36 protein-coding genes are annotated in these 19,741 nt (G+C 41.1%); all 36 read right to left on the reverse strand.

What is annotated here, in order from left to right:
* Nucleotides 1–84: 84 nt before the first annotated feature.
* Nucleotides 85–777, reverse strand: coding sequence for a histidine phosphatase family protein (locus SK642_RS08515; RefSeq protein ID WP_033684404.1), 693 nt, complete (start codon nucleotides 775–777; stop codon nucleotides 85–87).
* Nucleotides 778–1,021: 244 nt separating this feature from the next.
* The gene (locus SK642_RS08520; protein WP_033684405.1) at nucleotides 1,022–2,359 is read right to left on the reverse strand and encodes a PFL family protein; all 1,338 of its coding nucleotides are present in this window, start codon (nucleotides 2,357–2,359) and stop codon (nucleotides 1,022–1,024) included.
* A gap of 9 nt (nucleotides 2,360–2,368) precedes the next feature.
* Nucleotides 2,369–2,635 (reverse strand): ACT domain-containing protein, encoded by a 267-nt coding sequence (locus SK642_RS08525; RefSeq protein WP_000644124.1) that lies wholly within the window; start codon nucleotides 2,633–2,635, stop codon nucleotides 2,369–2,371.
* Between the two features lie 264 nt (nucleotides 2,636–2,899).
* Nucleotides 2,900–3,286 carry a 50S ribosomal protein L17 gene (rplQ, locus tag SK642_RS08530; RefSeq protein ID WP_000331493.1) on the reverse strand — a complete coding sequence of 129 codons (387 nt, stop codon included), beginning with the start codon at nucleotides 3,284–3,286 and terminating at the stop codon, nucleotides 2,900–2,902.
* 11 nt (nucleotides 3,287–3,297) lie between these two features.
* Nucleotides 3,298–4,233: a DNA-directed RNA polymerase subunit alpha gene (locus tag SK642_RS08535; protein ID WP_000568987.1), complete on the reverse strand. Its 936-nt coding sequence runs from the start codon at nucleotides 4,231–4,233 to the stop codon at nucleotides 3,298–3,300.
* A 42-nt stretch (nucleotides 4,234–4,275) separates the two neighbouring features.
* Entirely contained in the window at nucleotides 4,276–4,659 is a 384-nt protein-coding gene (gene rpsK, locus SK642_RS08540) for a 30S ribosomal protein S11 (protein WP_001118385.1), read from the reverse strand.
* Nucleotides 4,660–4,676: 17 nt separating this feature from the next.
* Complete coding sequence (gene rpsM / locus SK642_RS08545) at nucleotides 4,677–5,042, reverse strand: 30S ribosomal protein S13 (protein ID WP_000090781.1); 366 nt, start codon at nucleotides 5,040–5,042, stop codon at nucleotides 4,677–4,679.
* 17 nt (nucleotides 5,043–5,059) lie between these two features.
* The gene (gene rpmJ / locus SK642_RS08550; RefSeq protein ID WP_001808836.1) at nucleotides 5,060–5,176 is read right to left on the reverse strand and encodes a 50S ribosomal protein L36; all 117 of its coding nucleotides are present in this window, start codon (nucleotides 5,174–5,176) and stop codon (nucleotides 5,060–5,062) included.
* A 24-nt stretch (nucleotides 5,177–5,200) separates the two neighbouring features.
* Nucleotides 5,201–5,419 (reverse strand): translation initiation factor IF-1, encoded by a 219-nt coding sequence (gene infA, locus SK642_RS08555; protein ID WP_001029883.1) that lies wholly within the window; start codon nucleotides 5,417–5,419, stop codon nucleotides 5,201–5,203.
* Nucleotides 5,420–5,535: 116 nt separating this feature from the next.
* Nucleotides 5,536–6,174, reverse strand: a complete 639-nt coding sequence (locus SK642_RS08560) for an adenylate kinase (protein WP_001050436.1) — start codon at nucleotides 6,172–6,174, stop codon at nucleotides 5,536–5,538.
* A 150-nt stretch (nucleotides 6,175–6,324) separates the two neighbouring features.
* The gene (secY, locus tag SK642_RS08565) at nucleotides 6,325–7,635 is read right to left on the reverse strand and encodes a preprotein translocase subunit SecY (RefSeq protein WP_020900013.1); all 1,311 of its coding nucleotides are present in this window, start codon (nucleotides 7,633–7,635) and stop codon (nucleotides 6,325–6,327) included.
* 12 nt (nucleotides 7,636–7,647) lie between these two features.
* The gene (rplO, locus tag SK642_RS08570) at nucleotides 7,648–8,088 is read right to left on the reverse strand and encodes a 50S ribosomal protein L15 (protein WP_000766087.1); all 441 of its coding nucleotides are present in this window, start codon (nucleotides 8,086–8,088) and stop codon (nucleotides 7,648–7,650) included.
* 144 nt (nucleotides 8,089–8,232) lie between these two features.
* The gene (rpmD, locus tag SK642_RS08575; RefSeq protein WP_000057241.1) at nucleotides 8,233–8,415 is read right to left on the reverse strand and encodes a 50S ribosomal protein L30; all 183 of its coding nucleotides are present in this window, start codon (nucleotides 8,413–8,415) and stop codon (nucleotides 8,233–8,235) included.
* A 13-nt stretch (nucleotides 8,416–8,428) separates the two neighbouring features.
* A complete protein-coding gene (rpsE, locus tag SK642_RS08580) occupies nucleotides 8,429–8,923 on the reverse strand; it encodes a 30S ribosomal protein S5 (RefSeq protein WP_000874202.1) in 495 nt (164 codons plus the stop codon).
* A 17-nt stretch (nucleotides 8,924–8,940) separates the two neighbouring features.
* Nucleotides 8,941–9,297 carry a 50S ribosomal protein L18 gene (gene rplR / locus SK642_RS08585; RefSeq protein WP_000624044.1) on the reverse strand — a complete coding sequence of 119 codons (357 nt, stop codon included), beginning with the start codon at nucleotides 9,295–9,297 and terminating at the stop codon, nucleotides 8,941–8,943.
* Between the two features lie 83 nt (nucleotides 9,298–9,380).
* Nucleotides 9,381–9,917: a 50S ribosomal protein L6 gene (rplF, locus tag SK642_RS08590; protein ID WP_033684406.1), complete on the reverse strand. Its 537-nt coding sequence runs from the start codon at nucleotides 9,915–9,917 to the stop codon at nucleotides 9,381–9,383.
* 187 nt (nucleotides 9,918–10,104) lie between these two features.
* Entirely contained in the window at nucleotides 10,105–10,503 is a 399-nt protein-coding gene (gene rpsH / locus SK642_RS08595; RefSeq protein ID WP_000245504.1) for a 30S ribosomal protein S8, read from the reverse strand.
* Nucleotides 10,504–10,787: 284 nt separating this feature from the next.
* A complete protein-coding gene (locus tag SK642_RS08600) occupies nucleotides 10,788–10,973 on the reverse strand; it encodes a type Z 30S ribosomal protein S14 (RefSeq protein WP_001085697.1) in 186 nt (61 codons plus the stop codon).
* Between the two features lie 17 nt (nucleotides 10,974–10,990).
* Nucleotides 10,991–11,533 carry a 50S ribosomal protein L5 gene (gene rplE / locus SK642_RS08605; RefSeq protein ID WP_000013542.1) on the reverse strand — a complete coding sequence of 181 codons (543 nt, stop codon included), beginning with the start codon at nucleotides 11,531–11,533 and terminating at the stop codon, nucleotides 10,991–10,993.
* Between the two features lie 23 nt (nucleotides 11,534–11,556).
* Nucleotides 11,557–11,862, reverse strand: a complete 306-nt coding sequence (rplX, locus tag SK642_RS08610) for a 50S ribosomal protein L24 (protein ID WP_000497691.1) — start codon at nucleotides 11,860–11,862, stop codon at nucleotides 11,557–11,559.
* A 77-nt stretch (nucleotides 11,863–11,939) separates the two neighbouring features.
* Nucleotides 11,940–12,308, reverse strand: a complete 369-nt coding sequence (gene rplN / locus SK642_RS08615) for a 50S ribosomal protein L14 (RefSeq protein ID WP_000616545.1) — start codon at nucleotides 12,306–12,308, stop codon at nucleotides 11,940–11,942.
* A 25-nt stretch (nucleotides 12,309–12,333) separates the two neighbouring features.
* Nucleotides 12,334–12,594 carry a 30S ribosomal protein S17 gene (gene rpsQ / locus SK642_RS08620; protein ID WP_000440801.1) on the reverse strand — a complete coding sequence of 87 codons (261 nt, stop codon included), beginning with the start codon at nucleotides 12,592–12,594 and terminating at the stop codon, nucleotides 12,334–12,336.
* A 24-nt stretch (nucleotides 12,595–12,618) separates the two neighbouring features.
* A complete protein-coding gene (rpmC, locus tag SK642_RS08625) occupies nucleotides 12,619–12,825 on the reverse strand; it encodes a 50S ribosomal protein L29 (RefSeq protein ID WP_000772918.1) in 207 nt (68 codons plus the stop codon).
* Nucleotides 12,826–12,834: 9 nt separating this feature from the next.
* On the reverse strand, nucleotides 12,835–13,248 hold the full coding sequence (rplP, locus tag SK642_RS08630; protein WP_000960946.1) for a 50S ribosomal protein L16: 414 nt from the start codon (nucleotides 13,246–13,248) through the stop codon (nucleotides 12,835–12,837).
* A 3-nt stretch (nucleotides 13,249–13,251) separates the two neighbouring features.
* The gene (rpsC, locus tag SK642_RS08635; RefSeq protein WP_000529936.1) at nucleotides 13,252–13,905 is read right to left on the reverse strand and encodes a 30S ribosomal protein S3; all 654 of its coding nucleotides are present in this window, start codon (nucleotides 13,903–13,905) and stop codon (nucleotides 13,252–13,254) included.
* 12 nt (nucleotides 13,906–13,917) lie between these two features.
* Nucleotides 13,918–14,262 (reverse strand): 50S ribosomal protein L22, encoded by a 345-nt coding sequence (gene rplV / locus SK642_RS08640; protein ID WP_000818137.1) that lies wholly within the window; start codon nucleotides 14,260–14,262, stop codon nucleotides 13,918–13,920.
* A gap of 11 nt (nucleotides 14,263–14,273) precedes the next feature.
* Nucleotides 14,274–14,555: a 30S ribosomal protein S19 gene (gene rpsS / locus SK642_RS08645; protein WP_000533766.1), complete on the reverse strand. Its 282-nt coding sequence runs from the start codon at nucleotides 14,553–14,555 to the stop codon at nucleotides 14,274–14,276.
* Nucleotides 14,556–14,658: 103 nt separating this feature from the next.
* Nucleotides 14,659–15,492, reverse strand: coding sequence for a 50S ribosomal protein L2 (gene rplB, locus SK642_RS08650; protein WP_000512911.1), 834 nt, complete (start codon nucleotides 15,490–15,492; stop codon nucleotides 14,659–14,661).
* A 17-nt stretch (nucleotides 15,493–15,509) separates the two neighbouring features.
* Entirely contained in the window at nucleotides 15,510–15,806 is a 297-nt protein-coding gene (locus tag SK642_RS08655) for a 50S ribosomal protein L23 (protein WP_001055347.1), read from the reverse strand.
* On the reverse strand, nucleotides 15,806–16,429 hold the full coding sequence (gene rplD / locus SK642_RS08660; protein WP_033684407.1) for a 50S ribosomal protein L4: 624 nt from the start codon (nucleotides 16,427–16,429) through the stop codon (nucleotides 15,806–15,808). The genes SK642_RS08655 and rplD overlap by 1 nt, the downstream gene beginning before the upstream one ends.
* A gap of 24 nt (nucleotides 16,430–16,453) precedes the next feature.
* Complete coding sequence (gene rplC, locus SK642_RS08665) at nucleotides 16,454–17,080, reverse strand: 50S ribosomal protein L3 (RefSeq protein WP_000160197.1); 627 nt, start codon at nucleotides 17,078–17,080, stop codon at nucleotides 16,454–16,456.
* Between the two features lie 216 nt (nucleotides 17,081–17,296).
* Nucleotides 17,297–17,605 (reverse strand): 30S ribosomal protein S10, encoded by a 309-nt coding sequence (gene rpsJ, locus SK642_RS08670; RefSeq protein ID WP_001284513.1) that lies wholly within the window; start codon nucleotides 17,603–17,605, stop codon nucleotides 17,297–17,299.
* A 244-nt stretch (nucleotides 17,606–17,849) separates the two neighbouring features.
* Nucleotides 17,850–18,476 carry a uridine kinase family protein gene (locus SK642_RS08675; RefSeq protein ID WP_033684408.1) on the reverse strand — a complete coding sequence of 209 codons (627 nt, stop codon included), beginning with the start codon at nucleotides 18,474–18,476 and terminating at the stop codon, nucleotides 17,850–17,852.
* Nucleotides 18,473–19,063, reverse strand: coding sequence for an anaerobic ribonucleoside-triphosphate reductase activating protein (gene nrdG, locus SK642_RS08680; protein WP_033684409.1), 591 nt, complete (start codon nucleotides 19,061–19,063; stop codon nucleotides 18,473–18,475). The genes SK642_RS08675 and nrdG overlap by 4 nt, the downstream gene beginning before the upstream one ends.
* A complete protein-coding gene (locus tag SK642_RS08685; protein WP_033684410.1) occupies nucleotides 19,056–19,562 on the reverse strand; it encodes a GNAT family N-acetyltransferase in 507 nt (168 codons plus the stop codon). Before SK642_RS08685 ends, nrdG begins: the two co-directional genes overlap by 8 nt.
* Before the next feature lie 37 nt (nucleotides 19,563–19,599).
* Nucleotides 19,600–19,740, reverse strand: a complete 141-nt coding sequence (locus SK642_RS10775; protein ID WP_000521632.1) for a hypothetical protein — start codon at nucleotides 19,738–19,740, stop codon at nucleotides 19,600–19,602.
* Nucleotide 19,741: the final 1 nt, after the last annotated feature.

The following is a 19,741-nucleotide window of genomic DNA, read 5'->3' on the forward strand; positions in this document are numbered from 1 at the left end:
GCCGAAAGGATTACCCTCGGCTGTTTTTTCTTATCTTGATATTCCTATCAAATCCTCAGTTCCTAGCAAGCAAGTCTAGACTGATTAAATAGAGGCTTCCTCCATCTTCTCACGTCCTAGTTCTCGGTAACTACGGTCACCAACAACCTCAACGCTAAACTGGCCGTCCTCATATTCAAGGATGGTCACACTACCATTATCGAGACCATGCGGATGCATGCCATTAATCAGATAAACAATGGTTCCAATGGTCATTCCGTGGCTAACGACAAGAGCATTGCCCCCACCTTGCTCTTCCATTTCTTTGGCAATCGCTTCAAAGCCTTCCTTGATTCGGCCACTGAGCTTTTCCCAGCCTTCAGCCCAACCAGCTGTATCGACCTCTACCAAGCCCTCAGCCAGTTCAGCATAAGACAATTGGTGAACGTGGTCCACATTAAAGATACGAGGAATAATACCCATGAAAAGATCACCATCGTAGGCTCCGTCAAAGCTACCAAAACACCACTCTCTGATACGCTTATCCATGCGATAAGGGATTTTCTCCTGCAAGCCAAGTTCGTCAAGGATAATTCCCATGGTCTGAATGGTGCGACCAGAATCACTCGAATAAGCGCGCTCAAACTGCAGATCAGATTCTCGCAAACCGATTCCTAATTCTTGAATCCCTCGCTCACCTTCAGCTGTTAAGGGAGTATCGCTCCAACCTTGCGCGCGACCAATCGTGTTAAACATAGTCTTGCCATGACGTACCAAATACAATCGTACTTTTACCATTTTCCGTCCTCCGTTTGTCTCTATTATATCATGGATGATAAAACAAAAGCCACCCATACAGGTGACTTTTGCAGGAGATTATTATGAAAAAGTTTAGGAGTTCTATTAAATAAAGATATTAGATGAAAATCAAATTCAAACTAAATCAGAGTTATCTGTTTCAAATAATATTAGGAGGTCTTTATTTAATGATTATAGTATACACATCTAACCTTAAATAGAACTTAAAATTTCTCCTATTTTCTTAATTTTTAAAACTATGAATTGGTGCTGGGATTTGTCCTCCACGAGAGATGAAATCGACAGACGAAGCCCCATTGACTTTCATAACAGGTGCAGTTCCTAATAGGCCTCCAAACTCAATCATATCGCCTTCTTTTCCTTTTGGAATGATACGAACAGCCGTTGTCTTCATATTAATGACACCAATTGCAGCTTCATCTGCAATCATGGCCGCAATGGTTTCAGCAGGCGTATCTTCTGGGATGGCAATCATATCCAAACCAACAGAACAGATAGCCGTCATGGCTTCTAGTTTTTCCAGATTAAGAGAGCCATTTTGCACTGCAGCAATCATTCCTTCATCCTCTGAAACAGGGATAAAGGCACCAGATAAACCACCAACTTGGTTGCAGGCCATCACTCCGCCCTTCTTAACTTGGTCATTCAAGAGAGCCAAGGCAGCCGTCGTTCCGTGCGTTCCAACTGTTTCTAGCCCCATTTCTTCAAGGACACGTGCAACAGAGTCTCCAACCGCAGGAGTTGGCGCCAAACTCAAGTCAACAATACCAAACTCCACACCCAGTCTCTCGCTAGCCATTTGACCAACCAATTGACCTATACGAGTGATTTTAAAGGCAGTCTTCTTGACCGTTTCGGCTACTACATCAAAACTCTCTCCACGAACTTTTTCCAAGGCACGCTTCACCACACCAGGACCAGAAACCCCGACATTGATGATAACATCAGCTTCTCCAACACCGTGGAAAGCACCCGCCATAAATGGATTGTCCTCAACAGCATTAGCAAATACAACCAGCTTAGCTGCGCCCATATCAGATAGATTAGCCGTTTCCTTGATAATACGTCCCATATCTGCCACAGCCGTCATATTAATACCAGACTTGGTTGAGCCGATATTGACTGACGAGCAGACCTTGTCCGTTTCAGCCAAAGCGCGAGGAATAGAATTGATGAGAATCTCATCTCCCTTTTGATAACCCTTTTGTACCAAGGCAGAAAAACCACCAATAAAGTCCACACCAATCTCTTTCGCAGCCTTATCAAGCGCTTTTGCCAGAACCACGTAGTCCGTCGCATCTGTCGCCGCCCCAATCAGAGAAATAGGAGTTACCGATACACGCTTATTAACGATTGGAATTCCCAACTCCGCTGCAATTTCATCACCAACAGCTACTAAGTTAGCCGCCTTGGTCGTAATCTTTTGATAAATTTTCTCCGCAGCACGATTGATATCTGGATCGATACAGTCCAAAAGGGAAATTCCCATGGTAATGGTTCTGATATCGAAGTTTTGCTCCTCAATCATGGCAATGGTTTCAGTAACTTGTCTAATATCCATGTGTACCTCCTAGATATTATACATAGCTTCGAAAATCGCAGCACTTTGAATATTAATTTTCACATTCAAAGTTTGCCCAAAAGCTTCAAATTCATTACGAAGATAAGTGAAATCTTGCTTTTCATCACTAGAGACGACAGCCATCATCGTGAAATATTCATCCAAGACAGTTTGAGAGATATCGTCTATGTTCAAACCCAATTCTGCAATTTTACCAGAAACTCCCGCAACAATTCCAGATTTATCTTTACCAACAACAGTTATAATCGCTTTCATAAGCAAACTCCAATTCTTCTTAAAATAGGAAACCTGAACATTAAACAGGTTTCGTTTTAAATAGTATAGCATAATTCTAACTAAAATACTCAAAAACGCCTGCTTACGAAGTTGTTCTTAAGCAAAAAACAATTTCGTAAACAAGCGTCTACTATACCAACTTATGATGAGTGTTCCCGCTAGGACCGAAATCCTAGCGGTAGACCAGAGCTAGACTAAGAGCACAAGACTCCATCATCATAACACTCAACAAAATTGATGATTTTATACTAATTCGATGATCGCCATTGGCGCTGCATCACCACGACGTGGTTCAGTTTTAAGGATACGAGTGTATCCACCATTACGTTCAGCATAACGAGGTGCGATTTCTGAGAACAATTTTTGAAGTGCTGTAGTAGAAGTGTACTTGTCAGTTGCTTCATCATAGTTTTCAGATGCGATTTCATTACGTACGAAAGCAGCTGCTTGACGACGTGCATGCAAATCACCACGTTTACCTAGAGTAATCATTTTTTCAACAGTTTTACGGATTTCTTTAGCACGAGCTTCAGTTGTCACGATTGATTCGTTGATCAAAAGGTCAGTTGTCAAATCGCGAAGCATTGCTTTACGTTGTGAGCTAGTGCGTCCTAGTTTACGGTAAGCCATTTATTCCTCCTTTATTTATCTTTTAATCCAAGACCCAAATCAATAAGTTTGAATTTCACTTCTTCCAAACTCTTGCGTCCAAGATTTCGTACTTTCATCATCTCTGCTTCAGATTTTTCTGTCAAATCATGCACAGTATTGATACCGGCACGTTTCAAACAGTTGTATGAACGCACAGACAAGTCCAGTTCCTCAATCGTACGATCCAAAATACGGTCGTCAGATTCAGTATCAGCTTCTTTCATCACTTCAGTTGACTTAGCAATCTCAGTAAGATTTGTAAACAAATCAAGATGTTCTGTCAAAATACGTGCTGAAAGCCCTAAAGCATCTTCTGGAATAATTGTTCCATTTGTCAAGATTTCAAGGGTTAATTTGTCAAAACCATCATTGCTACCTACACGAGCAGGTTCAACTTGATAGTTGACTTTTGTAACTGGTGTATAAATAGAATCTACAGCAAGTGTTCCAACTGGTGCATTATCCTTTTTATTTTCATCTGCAGGTACATATCCACGACCACTGTTAACAGTCATAGTCGCTTTTAGAGAAGAACCTTCACCGATTGTAAAGAGATAATGATCTGGATTTACAATTTCAATATCGCTATCTGTCAAAATGTCACCAGCTGTTACTTCAGCAGGACCTTCAACATCTAGTTCGATGATTTTTTCGTCTTCAACGTACGATTTCACTGCAATTCCTTTAATGTTCAGAATGATTTGCATCACGTCTTCACGAACACCTGGAACTGTGTCAAACTCATGTAACACACCATCAATATTGATAGATGTCACAGCTGCTCCTGGTAGAGAAGCTAGAAGTACACGACGAAGAGAGTTACCAAGAGTTGTACCGTAGCCACGTTCAAGTGGTTCGATTACAAACTTGCCATAATCTTTATTTTCATCAATTTTTGTTATATTTGGTTTTTCAAACTCGATCATTTAGTTACTCCCTCTTAAACGAAAAGCAGTGTAATGCGATGATTATACACGGCGACGTTTTGGAGGACGAGCACCATTGTGTGGCACTGGAGTCACATCACGAATTGCTGTTACTTCAAGACCAGCGGCAGCAAGCGCACGAATAGCTGACTCACGACCAGAACCTGGACCTTTTACAGTAACTTCAACTGATTTAAGACCGTGTTCTTGTGCAGATTTAGCAGCAGCTTCAGAAGCCATTTGAGCAGCGAATGGTGTAGATTTACGAGAACCTTTGAAACCAAGAGCACCAGCTGATGACCAAGCAATTGCATTACCATGCACATCAGTAATCATAACAATAGTGTTATTAAATGTAGCGTGAATATGAGCAATACCAGATTCGATATTCTTTTTCACACGACGTTTACGTGTTGGTTTAGCCAAGACTTTTACCTCCTATATTATTTTTTCTTACCAGCAATCGCAACAGCTTTACCTTTACGAGTGCGAGCGTTGTTTTTAGTGTTTTGTCCACGGACAGGAAGTCCACGACGGTGACGGATACCACGGTATGAACCGATTTCCATCAAACGTTTGATGTTCAAGTTTACTTCACGACGAAGGTCACCTTCAACTTTGATTGCATCCACTTCACGACGGATAGCATCTTCTTGATCTGATGTAAGATCACGTACACGAACATCTTCTGAGATTCCAGCAGCAGCCAAAATTTTCTTAGATGTTGCAAGTCCGATACCATAAACATAAGTCAATGAGATTACTACGCGTTTGTCATTTGGAATGTCAACTCCAGCAATACGAGCCATGTTTTCTCCTTTCTATCTTATCCTTGACGTTGTTTGTGTTTTGGATTTGCTGGGCAAATTACCATAACACGACCATTACGACGAATAACTTTACAGTATTCGCAAATTGGTTTGACCGATGGTCTTACTTTCATTTCTTATCCCTCCAAGTTTTTCGATTATTTAAAGCGGTAAGTGATACGTCCACGTGTCAAGTCATATGGACTCATTTCGACAGTAACACGATCTCCCGCTAAAATACGAATATAGTTTTTACGAATTTTACCAGAAACTGTTGCTAAAATCTGATGTCCATTTTCAAGTTCAACCGTAAACATTGCATTCGGCATTGTATCAACTACTTTGCCTTCAACTTCAATCACATCGTCTTTTGCCACGCAAAAGCACCTCCATAAATTTCGATTCGATGCCTCTAGACACAGAGACAACAATTATAAGTCAGACTATTTCAGTATAACATTTGTAGCGGATTTTTGCAAGTGTGAAAAGCGCTTTATTTCAAATTTGTCAATACTTTTTCGATATCTGAGAAGACATCATTGATATCTTGATTACCTTCGATGTCATGAACCAAACCTTTGGCACGGTAGTGAGCAATGATTGGTTCTCCTTGAGCAATATTAACGTCCAAACGACGTTTTACTGTCTCAGGTTTATCATCTTCACGTTGATAGTAATCTTCTTCTTTATAGTCAACTGGTGGGTTAAAGACCTTGTGGAAAGTTTCTCCAGTTACGCGGTGGATGATACGACCACTCAAACGTTCCAAGAGGCTATCTGGATTCACTTCAATGTTGATGACACCTTCTAGTTCAATGCCAAGTTCAGCCAATGTTTTGTCCAAGGCATGAGCTTGTTCGATTGTACGTGGATAACCATCCAACAAGAATCCTGTTTCTTTAATATCATCTTGTGAAAGACGTTCTTTTACGATTCCATTTGTAACTTCGTCAGGAACCAATTCACCCTTGTCAATGTATGACTTAGCAAGAACACCCATTTCAGTTTGATTTGCCATAGCAGCACGGAACATATCACCTGTTGAGATATGTGCAACATGGAATTGTTCTACGATTTTTGCTGCTTGAGTTCCCTTACCTGCACCAGGTAAGCCCATAATCAAAAGATTCATGATTTGATCTCCTTATTTTATTTTTAAATAGAAGTAAAAAGTCTTTTCACCCCTATTTAAAAACAAAATAGAAGAGGGGAGACCAAACTCTCACAAATGTTAGAGTTTAAACCTCCACTCCCTCAGCATTTACTGATTCAGTAAATACTTTTATTCTGTTCTATCCATGAAACCAACATACTTACGTTTCAATAGGTATCCTTCCAATTGTTTGATTCCTTCAATACCTGTAGAAATAATGATCAAAAGACTAGTTCCTCCAAAAGCAACTGCTTCTGAAAGTCCAAAGAAATCTTTTGCTACAATCGGTAAAATAGAAATCACACCAAGGAAGAGGGAACCAACAGTTGCAAGACGACGAAGAAGTTTAGACATATATTCTTCTGTACCTTTACCAGGACGAACTCCGTGGATATAGGCACCGCTCTTTTGTAAGTTCTCTGCCGCTTTTTCAGGATTAATCTGTACAAACGTGTAGAAGAATGTAAAGAGAATAATCAACAAAGCATACATGGCAATACCAGTTGGTGAAGTTGTTGCCAGCATTTCTTGTGCTGTTCTTACCCAAGCCCAATCATGACCTGTAGCGCTCAAAAACTGAAGAATAGCCGCAGGCGCTGCAGTAATCGAACTTGCAAAGATAACAGGGATAACTCCAGCAGGGTTTACTTTCAATGGAAGGTAAGAGCTAGATGGAGCACCTTGTGCAACCTTAGTATATTGGATTGGAATTTTGTATTCTGCTTGTTGAACATAAGTTGTAAAGTAAATGATCAACAATACAGCAATAATCAAGATGATTACAAAAATGATAGATGAGTTGATACGGCTACTTGGAACGTTTACAAAGTAGTCTACATAGATTCCCTGAATCATCTCTGGAATTGAGGCAACAATCCCAGCAAAGATAATCATAGAAACACCATTTCCGTATCCCTTATCTGTAATTTGCTCTCCCAACCAAGTAACAATCATGCTACCAGCAGTTAAGATGATACCAATCATAATAAAGACTTGTGGAGTAAGAGCCGTTTTCAACAATTGAGCTCCAGCCAAAGTATTAAAACCAGCTGTAATCCCGATAGATTGCACAAAGGCTAGACCAAGAGCAATATAACGAGTAGCTTGATTCAATTTTCTTCGACCTACTTCCCCTTGTTTTCCCCACTCTACAAATTTAGGTAAAATATCCATTTGCAAGAGTTGGACAACGATAGAGGCCGTAATGTAGGGGCTAACACCAAGAGCAAAAACTGAGAAGTTTTTCATGGCATTCCCTGACACCAAGCTCAACATGTTTAAGAAGGATAATCCACTTAAAGCATTCAAGCTATTAGCATTCACACCAGGAACTGTAATACTAGTCCCGATACGAAAGACCAAAACGATAAAAATTGTAAATAAAATTTTTGATCGAACCTGCTTGACTTTAAGAGCTTCTCTTAATAATTTAAAAAACATAGGTCACCTCTCTTAGATGACTTCTACTGAACCACCTTTAGCAGTGATAGCTTCTTCAGCTGATTTAGAGAATTTAGCTGCTTTCACAGTCAATTTCTTAGTCAACTCACCGTTACCAAGAATTTTAATACCTGATTTTTCAGCTTTAACAATTCCTGCTTCGATAAGAACAACTGGAGTTACTTCAGCACCATCTTCAAAGACGTTCAATTGGTCAAGGTTCACAATTGCGTATTCTTTAGCGTTGATGTTAGTGAATCCACGTTTTGGAAGACGACGGAACAATGGAGTTTGTCCACCTTCAAAACCAAGGCGAACTCCGCCACCGCTACGAGCTTTTTGACCTTTTTGACCACGACCAGATGTTTTACCGTTACCTGATGAAGTACCACGACCAACGCGGTTACGTACTTTACGAGAACCTTCTGCAGGTTTCAATTCATGAAGTTTCATTTTTATTTTCTCCTCTTTTGTAAAATGCTAGCGCCGATAAGGGAGAAAAGGTTGTCTCCCCAATCAACTCGCCTATACGACGTCATCATAGATGACTATATCTAGTTTTAGGGGATGGTATACTGCACATCCCCTAAAAATTAATTAGTTTACTTCTTCAACCGTTACCAAGTGAGATACTGCTGTGATCATACCACGGATAGCAGCGTTGTCTTCTTTAATAACAGAGCTGTTCAATTTGCCAAGTCCAAGTGCTACAACAGTTTTACGTTGTGATGGAATGCGTCCGATTGGAGACTTAGTCAAAGTAATTTTAATTTGAGCCATTTTATCCCCTTTCTTATGCCAAATCAGAAACTGAAATACCACGAAGGGCAGCAACTTCTTCAGCGCGTTTCAATTGTTTCAAACCTTCAACAGTTGCACGAACAATGTTGATTGGAGTGTTAGAACCAAGTGATTTAGATGTAATATCTGCCACACCTGCCAATTCCACAACGGCACGAACTGCACCACCAGCGGCAACTCCAGAACCTTCTACAGCAGGTTTCAACAATACTTTAGCTCCACCGAATTCTGAAAGAACTTCGTGTGGGATTGTTGTTCCAACCATAGGAACTTCGATCAAGTTTTTCTTAGCATCGTCTACTGCTTTACGGATTGCTTCTGGAACTTCTTGAGCTTTACCAGTACCAAATCCTACGCGACCGTTGTGGTCACCAACAACAACAAGAGCTGCGAAACGAAGACGACGTCCACCTTTAACAACTTTTGTAACACGGTTGACAGCAACTACGCGTTCTTCTAATTCAACTGCATTGTCTTTAAATGCCATTTTCTAGTGTCCTCCTATTAGAATTTCAATCCGTTTTCACGAGCTGCATCAGCCAAAGCTTTCACACGTCCGTGATATAGATATCCACCGCGGTCGAACACCACTTCTGAAATACCTTTAGCGTTTGCACGTTCTGCAACGAGTTTACCGACAGCAACGGCTTGTTCAGTTTTAGTTCCTTTTGAAACTTCTTTGTCAAGAGTTGAAGCACTTGCGAGCGTTACACCCGCTACGTCATCAATCACTTGAGCGTAGATGCCTGTATTAGAACGGAATACGTTCAAACGTGGGCGATCAGCAGTTCCAGAGAGTTTTCCGCGAACGCGACGGTGGCGTTTTTGGCGGAGTTTGTTTTTATCTGGTTTTGAAATCACAGTTTTCACCTCTTTAGTTTTAAATCGTGTGCTATGCACAAAGTTGGAAAATAGGTTGGTGGTTGATGTTCAACCACTCAACATTATTTACCTGTTTTACCTTCTTTACGGCGAACGAATTCACCAACGTAACGGATACCTTTACCTTTATATGGTTCTGGTGAACGAAGGCTACGTACGTAAGCAGCTGTTTGACCAACTACTTCTTTTGAAATTCCGCTAACAACAATTGTTGTTGGGTTTGGAAGTTCAAAAGTAATTCCTTCTGGAGCTTCAACTTCGTCTGGATGAGATTTACCAACAGCCAAAACAAGTTTAGTTCCTTGAAGTTGTGCACGGTAACCAACCCCACGCATTTCAAGTTCTTTCTTGAATCCTTCTGATACACCAACAACCATGTTGTTCAAAAGGGCACGAGTAGTTCCGTGAATAGTTTTCATTTCTTTTGAATCGTTTGGACGGTGAAGAGTTACTTCAGTACCTTCCACACGGATTTCAATATCTTTTGAGAACTCACGAGTAAGTTCTCCTTTAGGTCCTTTTACAGTTACAACGTTGTCATTGTTAGTGAGTTCAACACCAGCAGGCAACACGATAACTTTATTACCAATACGTGACATGTTTATTTTCTCCTGTTAAATTGTCAGGCCATAACGGCCAGTTTTCACGGGGTTAAATCGATTTCTCGATTTGAAGGAACATTTAGGTTTCAATTTCAAAGTGAATCTAGGCATCGTCTCGCAGACATAACTTTGGGTTAGGCAAGAGACGATAACGAAGAGTCACAAAGAAATTGGGAGCTAAATATTACCAAACGTAAGCGATAACTTCCCCACCAACATTCTTTTGGCGTGCTTCTTTATCAGTAAGCAAACCTTCAGAAGTTGAAAGGATAGCAATTCCAAGTCCGTTAAGAACTTTTGGAAGGTCTTCACGTTTTTTGTAGACACGAAGTCCTGGTTTAGAAACACGTTTCAAGTTAGTGATAACTTTTTCACCGTTTGGTCCGTATTTAAGGAATACACGGATGATGCCTTGTTTGTCATCTTCGATGATTTCTACGTTCTTAACAAAACCTTCGCGTTTAAGGATTTCAGCAATCCCTTTTTTGATGTTTGATGCAGGTACTTCAAGTACTTCGTGTTTCGCTTGGTTAGCGTTACGAATACGAGTTAGGAAGTCTGCGATTGGGTCAGTCATAACCATTTTGTTTTTCTCCTCTTACTAGTAGTTTGCAAGTTGCACTTGCTAGTTAATACATGATACAAAGAGCGTAACAGCAAGAGCAAAAATAGGCAATTTTATGCAGGAGCTATGCTCCAAAGAAAATTGGTCTTTTTTGCCAAAGCTGTAGCTCGTGTTCAAATTGGCAAGCCCAACTGAACCCGGGCTAAACTCTGTGTGAAAAAGATAAACTTTCCTAGAAACTGCAGTTTCTTCGTCAAGTTTCCTATTTTCACTTAGAGTTTTGACGCCCTTGATATCTTAAATTACCAAGATGCTTTTGTTACACCAGGGATTTGTCCTTTGTAAGCTAATTCACGGAAGCAAACACGGCAAAGTTTAAATTTGCGGTAAACTGAATGTGGACGACCACATTTTTCACAACGAGTATAAGCTTGAGTAGAGAACTTCGCTGGACGTTTGTTCTTAGCAATCATTGATTTTTTAGCCATTAGATTTACCTCCTATATTATTTTGCAAAAGGCATTCCAAGGCCTGTAAGCAATGCACGTGACTCTTCGTCAGTGTTAGCAGTTGTTACGATAACGATGTCAAGACCACGAGTTTTGTCAACGTCATCGAAGTTGATTTCTGGGAAGATCAATTGTTCTTTCACACCAAGTGTGTAGTTTCCGCGTCCATCAAATGATTTTGTTGGAACACCGTGGAAGTCACGTACACGTGGAAGTGAAACTGAAACCAATTTATCCAAGAATTCGTACATACGTTCACCACGAAGGGTAACTTTTGCACCGATCGCAACACCTTCACGAAGACGGAAGCCGGCGATTGATTTTTTAGCTTTAGTGATAAGTGGTTTTTGACCTGAGATAAGTGCCAATTCTTCAGCAGCTTTTTCAAGGCTTTTAGCGTTTGATACAGCTTCACCAACACCCATGTTCAAAACGATCTTATCTACTTTAGGCACAGCCATCACTGATGAGTAGTTGAATTGTTCTGTCAAAGCAGGAACTACTTCATTAAGATATTTTTCTTTTAAACGATTTGCCATTATACTTCTCCTTTCCTTCGTGATTAATCAAGCACTTCGCCTGATTTTTTGTTGTAGCGAACTTTTTTACCGTCTACAAATTTGTAACCAACACGACCAGCTACACCATTTTTGTCCAAAACTTGAACGTTTGATACGTGAATAGCTGCTTCTTTCTCGATGATACCACCTTGAGGAAGTTCGTTAGTTGGACGTTGGTGTTTCTTAACGATGTTAACACCTTCAACGATAACTTTGTTTACTTTTGGAAGGGCAGTAAGGACAACAGCTTCTGTTCCCTTATCTTTACCAGCGATTACGCGAACTTTGTCGCCTTTTTTTACAAACATTAGGTTTCTCCTTGATTTTTCTTACGCCCATAAGGGCACCCTAGCTTAAAGCTAGGGGACTAGTTTGTTTCTAAAAATTAAAGTACTTCTGGAGCAAGTGACACGATCTTCATGAAGCCACCTTCACGCAATTCACGTGCAACTGGGCCAAAGATACGTGTTCCGCGAGGAGTTTTGTCTTCACGGATGATAACTGCTGCGTTTTCGTCAAATTTGATGTATGAACCATCAGCACGACGAGCACCTGATTTAGTACGAACGATAACTGCTTTAACAACGTCACCTTTTTTAACCGCACCACCAGGAGTAGCTTGTTTTACAGATGCCACGATGACATCACCGATGTTTGCAAATTTACGTCCTGAACCACCAAGAACTTTGATAGTCAAGATTTCGCGAGCACCGCTGTTGTCTGCGACTTTCAAACGAGTTTCTGTTTGAATCATTTCAGTTTTCTCCTTTCAGGTTTGATTAGATGATGACCGCTTCTTCAACAACTTCTACAAGACGGAAACGTTTTGTAGCTGAAAGCGGGCGAGTTTCCATGATACGTACGATATCGCCTTCTTTGGCAACATTGTTTTCATCATGAGCTTTGTATTTTTTAGAGTAGTTAATACGTTTACCATAGACTGGGTGGTTACGTTTTGTTTCAACTACAACTGTGATTGTCTTGTCCATTTTGTCAGATACAACACGTCCAACAAGAACTTTACGATTATTGCGTTCCATTGAAATTTCTCCTTCCCTAGTCTATTATTTCGCTTCAGATTGAACTGTTTTGATACGAGCGATTTGTTTTTTAACTTCTTTCAAGCGAGCTGTTTGTTCCAATTGACCAGTAGCAGCTTGGAAACGAAGTTCAAACAATTCTTTTTTCAATTCGTTTTCGCGCTTCGCGAGTTCTTCTTGAGAAAGACCACGAAGTTCTTTAACAAATTCTTTTACTTCATTAAGTTTCATGCCTTCTCCTTATTCTGCTTCACGTTTTACGAATTTACATTTAACTGGCAATTTGTGGCTAGCAAGACGAAGCGCTTCGCGTGCAATCTCTTCAGATACACCAGCGATTTCGAACATCACTTTACCACGTTTAACTGGTGCTACCCAACCTTCAGGTGCCCCTTTACCAGATCCCATACGCACACCGATAGCTTTAGCAGTGTATGATTTGTGTGGGAAGATTTTAATCCAAACTTTACCACCACGTTTCATGTAACGAGTCATGGCGATACGAGCAGCTTCGATTTGGCGGTTAGTGATCCAGTGGCTAGTTGTAGCTTGAAGACCGTATTCACCGAATGCTACTTCTTTTCCACCTTTTGCTTCACCGCGCATTTTTCCACGGAATTCACGACGGTGTTTAACACGTTTAGGTACTAACATTGGTTATTTACCTCCTTTAGTGTTTTTGCGAGCTGGAAGAACTTCACCACGGTAGATCCATACTTTAACACCAAGTTTACCGTATGTAGTATCTGCTTCTTCCCAAGCGTAATCGATATCTGCACGAAGTGTGTGAAGTGGAACAGTTCCTTCAGAGTATCCTTCAGCACGGGCGATATCTGCACCGTTCAAACGACCTGATACTTGAGTTTTGATTCCTTTAGCTCCAGCACGCATTGCACGTTGGATTGCTTGTTTTTGTGCACGACGGAAAGCAACACGTTGCTCCAATTGACGAGCAATTCCTTCACCTACAAGGTGAGCATCCAAATCAGGTTGTTTGATTTCGATGATGTTGATGTGTACTTGTTTCCCAGTCAATTTGTTAAGTTTTGCACGAAGTGCATCAACGTTAGCACCACCTTTACCGATAACCATACCTGGTTTAGCAGTGTGAAGTGAAACGTTAACTTTGTTTACTGCGCGTTCGATTTCAATAGTTGAAACTGCTGCGTCAGCAAGTTCTTTTTGAACGAATTTACGGATTGCAAGATCTTCATGAAGGTAATCCGCGTATTCTTTTTCAGCATACCATTTGGCATCCCAATCACGGATGATGCCGACACGCATACCAATTGGATGTACTTTTTGACCCACGATTTTACCTCCTTATTTTTCTGCAACAGCTACAGTGATGTGAGCTGTACGTTTGTTGATTGGTGAAGCTGAACCTTTTGCACGTGGACGGAAACGTTTCATAGTTGGTCCTTCGTTTGCGAATGCTTCAGATACTACCAAGTTAGCTTTATCCAAACCAAAGTTGTTTTCAGCGTTAGCTACAGCTGAGTTCAAAACTTTCAAGATGATTTCAGCAGCTTTGTTTGGAGTGAATGTCAAGATTGCGATTGCATCGGCTACGCTTTTACCACGGATGTTATCAAGAACAAGACGTGATTTACGAGGTGAAACACGTACTGTACGAGCCATTGCTTTAGCTGAAGTAATTTCTGCCATTTATGTTCTCCTTATTTTCTACGTGTTTTCTTGTCGTCTGCAGCGTGACCTTTGTAAGTACGAGTTGGTGCAAATTCACCAAGTTTGTGACCTACCATGTCTTCTTGGATGTAAACAGGTACGTGTTTACGTCCGTCATAAACTGCAATAGTGTAACCAATGAAACTTGGGAAGATCGTTGAACGACGTGACCAAGTTTTAATAACTTTTTTCTTTTCGTCGTTAGCTTGAGCTTCAACTTTTTTCATCAAATGCTCATCGACGAAAGGTCCTTTTTTAAGACTGCGTCCCATTTTTATATTTTCTCCTTTAAATGTTGTACCACAGCGGCTTGCGCTCACATGGAGCGCTACCGAGCTGGCGGATTTACTAGTTGCTTAAGCGACTAGTTTAATATTATTTCTCGTTGCGACGACGAACGATAAGTTTGTCAGATTTCGCTTTCTTGTTACGAGTTTTAAGACCAAGAGCAGGTTTGCCCCATGGAGTAGATGGTGCTTTACGACCAACTGGCGCTTTACCTTCACCACCACCGTGTGGGTGATCGTTAGGGTTCATTACAGAACCACGAACTGTTGGGCGGATACCTTTCCAACGGCTACGTCCTGCTTTACCAAGGTTTACAAGTCCATGTTGTTCGTTTCCGACAACACCAACTGTAGCACGGCAAGTTCCAAGAATCATACGAACTTCACCTGATTGAAGACGAACAAGTACGTATTTACCTTCAGAACCCAATACTTGAGCAGATGCTCCAGCAGCACGTACCAATTCACCACCACGACCTGGTTTCAACTCGATGTTGTGGATCAAAGTACCAACTGGGATGTTAGCAAGTGGAAGAGCGTTTCCGACTTTGATATCTGCTTCTGGACCTGAAACGATACGTTGACCTACTTCAAGACCTTTTGGAGCGATGATGTATGCTTTCACACCGTCAGTGTAGTGTACAAGAGCGATGTTTGCAGAACGGTTTGGATCGTACTCGATTGTTTTAACAACTGCTTCAACGTTGTCTTTGTTACGTTTGAAGTCAACCAAACGGTAGAAACGTTTGTGTCCACCACCTTGGTGACGAACTGTGATACGACCGTTGTTGTTACGACCAGCCTTGCTCTTCAAAGCAACAAGCAATGATTTTTCAGGAGTGCTTGTTGTGATTTCAGCGAAATCCAAAGAAGTCATATTACGGCGACCGTTTGTTGTTGGTTTATAAACACGAATTCCCACGATATTTCCTCCTTAGATTATTCAGCTTCAGCAGCAAACAACTCGATTGCTTTAGAATCAGCTGTAAGTGTGATGATAGCTTTTTTAGTTTTGTTAGTAAAACCAGTGTAACGTCCAACACGTTTAGCTTTTGGTTTTACGTTGATTGTGTTAACATTGGCAACTTTAACACCTTCGAAAGCAGCTTCAACAGCTTGCTTGATCAAAAGTTTGTGTGCACGAGTGTCAACTTCAAATACATATTTTCCTGCTTCAAGTTGAGCCATTGAGCTTTCAGTGATAACAGGTTTTTTGATAACATCATACAAATTCATTATGCAAGAACCTCCTCGATTTTAGAGATAGCTGCTTGTGTGACAAGAAGTTTGTCGCTATTTGCGATGTCAAGAACACTTGCAGTTGTAGCAGTTGCAACTTTCACGTTTGGAAGGTTACGAGCTGAAAGAGCTGCGAATTCATTTCCTTCTTCAAGGATAACAAGAACTTTAGAATCGATGCTCAATGCTGCAAGAACTTTTGCAAATTCAGCAGTTTTTGGAGCTGTAAATGAAAGAGCGTCTACAGCTACGAATTTGTTTTCAGCAACTTTTTCAGAGTAAACTGATTTAAGAGCTAGGCGACGAACTTTTTGTGGAAGTTTGTAGCCATATGAACGTGGAGTTGGTCCGAAGACAACACCACCACCACGCCATTGTGGTGAGCGGATAGAACCTTGACGAGCACGTCCAGTTCCTTTTTGACGCCATGGTTTGCGTCCACCACCTGATACTGCAGAGCGGTTTTTAACAGCGTGTGTTCCTTGACGAAGGCTTGCGCGTTGACTGATGATTACATCAAACACAACTGATTCATTTGGTTCAACACCAAATACTGCATCGTTAAGAACAACTTGGCCAGCTTCTTTACCAGTTTGGTCAAATAATGTTACGTTTGCCATTGTGACTGATTTCCCCTTTCTTTATTATTTACCAGCTTTAACTGCTGATTTGATAGTGATAAGAGATTTCTTAGCACCTGGTACGTTACCTTTGATAAGGATAACGTTCTTTTCTGGAACAACTTGTACAACTTCAAGGTTTTGAATTGTTACGCGGTCGCCACCCATACGTCCTGCAAGGTTTTTACCTTTGAATACGCGGTTAGGTGCAACAGGTCCCATAGAACCTGGACGACGGTGGTAACGAGAACCGTGAGCCATTGGTCCACGTGATTGTCCGTGGCGTTTGATAACACCTTGGAAACCTTTACCTTTAGAAGTACCAGTTACGTCAACAACGTCTCCAGCTGCGAATGTTTCAACTGTAATTTCAGCACCAACTTCCAAGCCTTCAACGTTTTTGAATTCACGAATGAAGCGCTTAGGAGCCGTGTTAGCTTTCGCTACATGTCCTTTAGCAGGTTTGTTGCTCAATACTTCGCGTTTGTCATCGAAACCAACTTGGATAGCGTTGTATCCGTCTGTTTCAACAGTTTTAACTTGAAGGACAACGTTTGGAGTCGCTTCAATAACTGTTACAGGGATCAATTCGCCAGCTTCAGTGAAGATTTGAGTCATTCCCACTTTTTTCCCTAAGATTCCTTTTGTCATGAGAAAATAGTTCCTTTTCTATATTTTTTATTCAAAAAGTTTTTAACGAGCGTTTTTTATGCTCAAGTCTAAGATACAAAGGGCGTCAAACTCAAAGTGAAAATAGGAAACTGACGCAGTGTCTAGCAGACACTAGGAAGTTTATCTTTTTCACACCGAGTTTAGCCCGTGTTCAATTAGATTGAAACACCAGCCTCTGCTCTTTTATATTTTAGATTAAAGTTTGATTTCTACGTTTACACCACTTGGAAGATCCAATTTCATCAAAGCATCAACTGTTTTTTGAGTTGGGTTAACGATATCGATCAAACGTTTGTGTGTACGCATTTCAAATTGTTCGCGAGAGTCTTTGTATTTGTGAGTCGCACGAATAATTGTGTAGAGGCTACGTTCAGTTGGAAGTGGGATTGGACCCGCAACTTGTGCACCTGTACGAGTAGCTGATTCTACGATTTTTGCAGCCGCTGTGTCAAGCGTACGGTGTTCGTAAGCTTTCAAACGGATACGGATTTTTTTGTTTGCCATCTTTTTCTCCTTTTCGTCTATTTAAGATAATAGGCTAGCTCCACAAGAAAACCGACGCGGTGTTGCGTGGCAATGCAACCGAGCGTGTCGCAACCTCTTGCATCAAAGCTAAGGCTGTAATTTACAGCACCATAATAGAATAACACAAAGCCCCTGCGATTGCAAGGGATTTGTTGCTGTTTTTTCGTTTTTTTAAAATGAAACTGTTTTCCTACTTTTTCTTTCTAAAATTAGGGATTTTCTTCTATATAAACTGACTCCTCTTGACCTCAAATTTACCTTCTGATTGGTCTACTAGAATGTCCGCCCTTGACTCAGTTTCTTTATAGTATTGTAGATATTGCTCCCGTCTCATCTGATGGCTAGCAAATATAAAGGATGCATCGCGATTTCTCACTGTCGTATCTCGAGCTAGACGCCGCTTTAATTCGGTCTCCTCATCCGTATAGAAACAGATGGTTTTGTCAAAGAGTTCCTTGGGTAAAAAGCCTACAGACATCCCTTCGACAATCAGAACTGGTTTGGCTCCTGACAAGACCTCACTAGCCTTCCAAGGCTCTTCAATTGTCAAGACATCCATACCCGCCTGCAAGGCTAAGATATCTCTCCGCAAACTTGCCAATTCATGCGCCACTGGCAGACAGGCTGTCACCTTTTGATTAGGCGCGTCCTTTGGTACTACCAGATGGCGTCCTGAGGTGATATAAGGATCTGTCTCTAGCAAATTTACTGTAGTAGAATCTAAAGCTTGGTACAATTCCTGTGTAAAGATTGATTTACCCGAAGCCCCATGACCGTATATCCCCAGTGTCCTGACTTTTCCCTTTTCTATTTCCGAAACAAGCTGGTCTATTAAGTCTTTTCTCTTCATTCTCTCTTCACCTGTTCATAGCTTTCTTTTCCATCATTGAGTTTGTCCCAAATCACTACTTGCCCACTTTTGAGGGATTTTTGAACATCGATAATTCGTTGATTGGAAGAACCTCGAAATTGGAGCATGAGATTCCTCTTAGTTCGATCATATCGTCCATCGACAAGAATGTCAATCAGTGACAAGAGTTCCAGTTTATCTTGTGTCTCCAACATCATTTCTTCCCATGTATAGCCCGTCCAAGACCAGATATCTTTATCTGGTAATTCCTTCCGAATCCGCTTAACGAGTGGCAAGAGAATACCCGTATTAAGAAAGGGCTCCCCTCCCAGCAAGGTCAATCCTTGAACATAGGGTTGAGCAAGATCTGCCATGATTTGTTCTTCTAATTCTGCTGTATAGGGAATGCCAGCATTGAAGGACCAGGTAGCTACATTATAGCACCCCTCGCAGTGAAACATGCAGCCTGATACATAGAGGGAGTTCCGCACACCTTCTCCATCCACAAAGTTAAAGGCCTTGTAGTCGATGATACGTCCTTTGCTGAGCTCCTCACTCTTCCACTCGCCTGGTTTTGGGTTATTCATTCGCCACCCCTATCCAATAACGCTCGACTCCATCACGAACATCCTCAATGAGACCTCCATTTGCTAGAATGACTGCTCTACTAGCAGGATTATTCACGCTACAGGTCACAAGAGCCTTCTTGATGTTCTTTTCTTTAGCAACTTGCAAGCCCTGACGGAGAGTTTCTTTCGCATAACCTTTGCCTCTTTCTGACGGACGAATGGAGTAGCCAATATGACCAGCATAATTCAGCAACCCCTCATTCAGTCTCAATCGCAGATTCAAAAAACCTAGAGCATGACCTACATTATCAAATGATACAAATTGAATAGAAGGAACACGACTTTCAGGCAAGTTTATTCCCATCTCTTTTTGCATATTTGTTTCCAACCATTCTTCATACACAAAGTTCTCTGTATCCCAGAATCCTCCATCATGGGCTGATTGGCTATTTTCAAACTCTGACATCATCTCTAAAACTGTTGCTTTATCTGCTAATCTTGGTCTGCGTAGTTCCATTTTCACCTCCCACTAAGAGAAAAGCGAGAGAAATCCCTCACTTTTTCTTATTCTTATTTAAAAATTGTTCTCTGAGGTTGAGCAAGCGTTCTTTTTTGCTCACTCCACCTTTCGAATGCTTTTCATGATAACGGGTCACTTGTGCACGCCCCTTATCATCTAATTGATATTTTCCCATT

The organism is Streptococcus mitis (assembly GCF_000722705.1).
Taxonomy (GTDB): domain Bacteria; phylum Bacillota; class Bacilli; order Lactobacillales; family Streptococcaceae; genus Streptococcus; species Streptococcus mitis_P.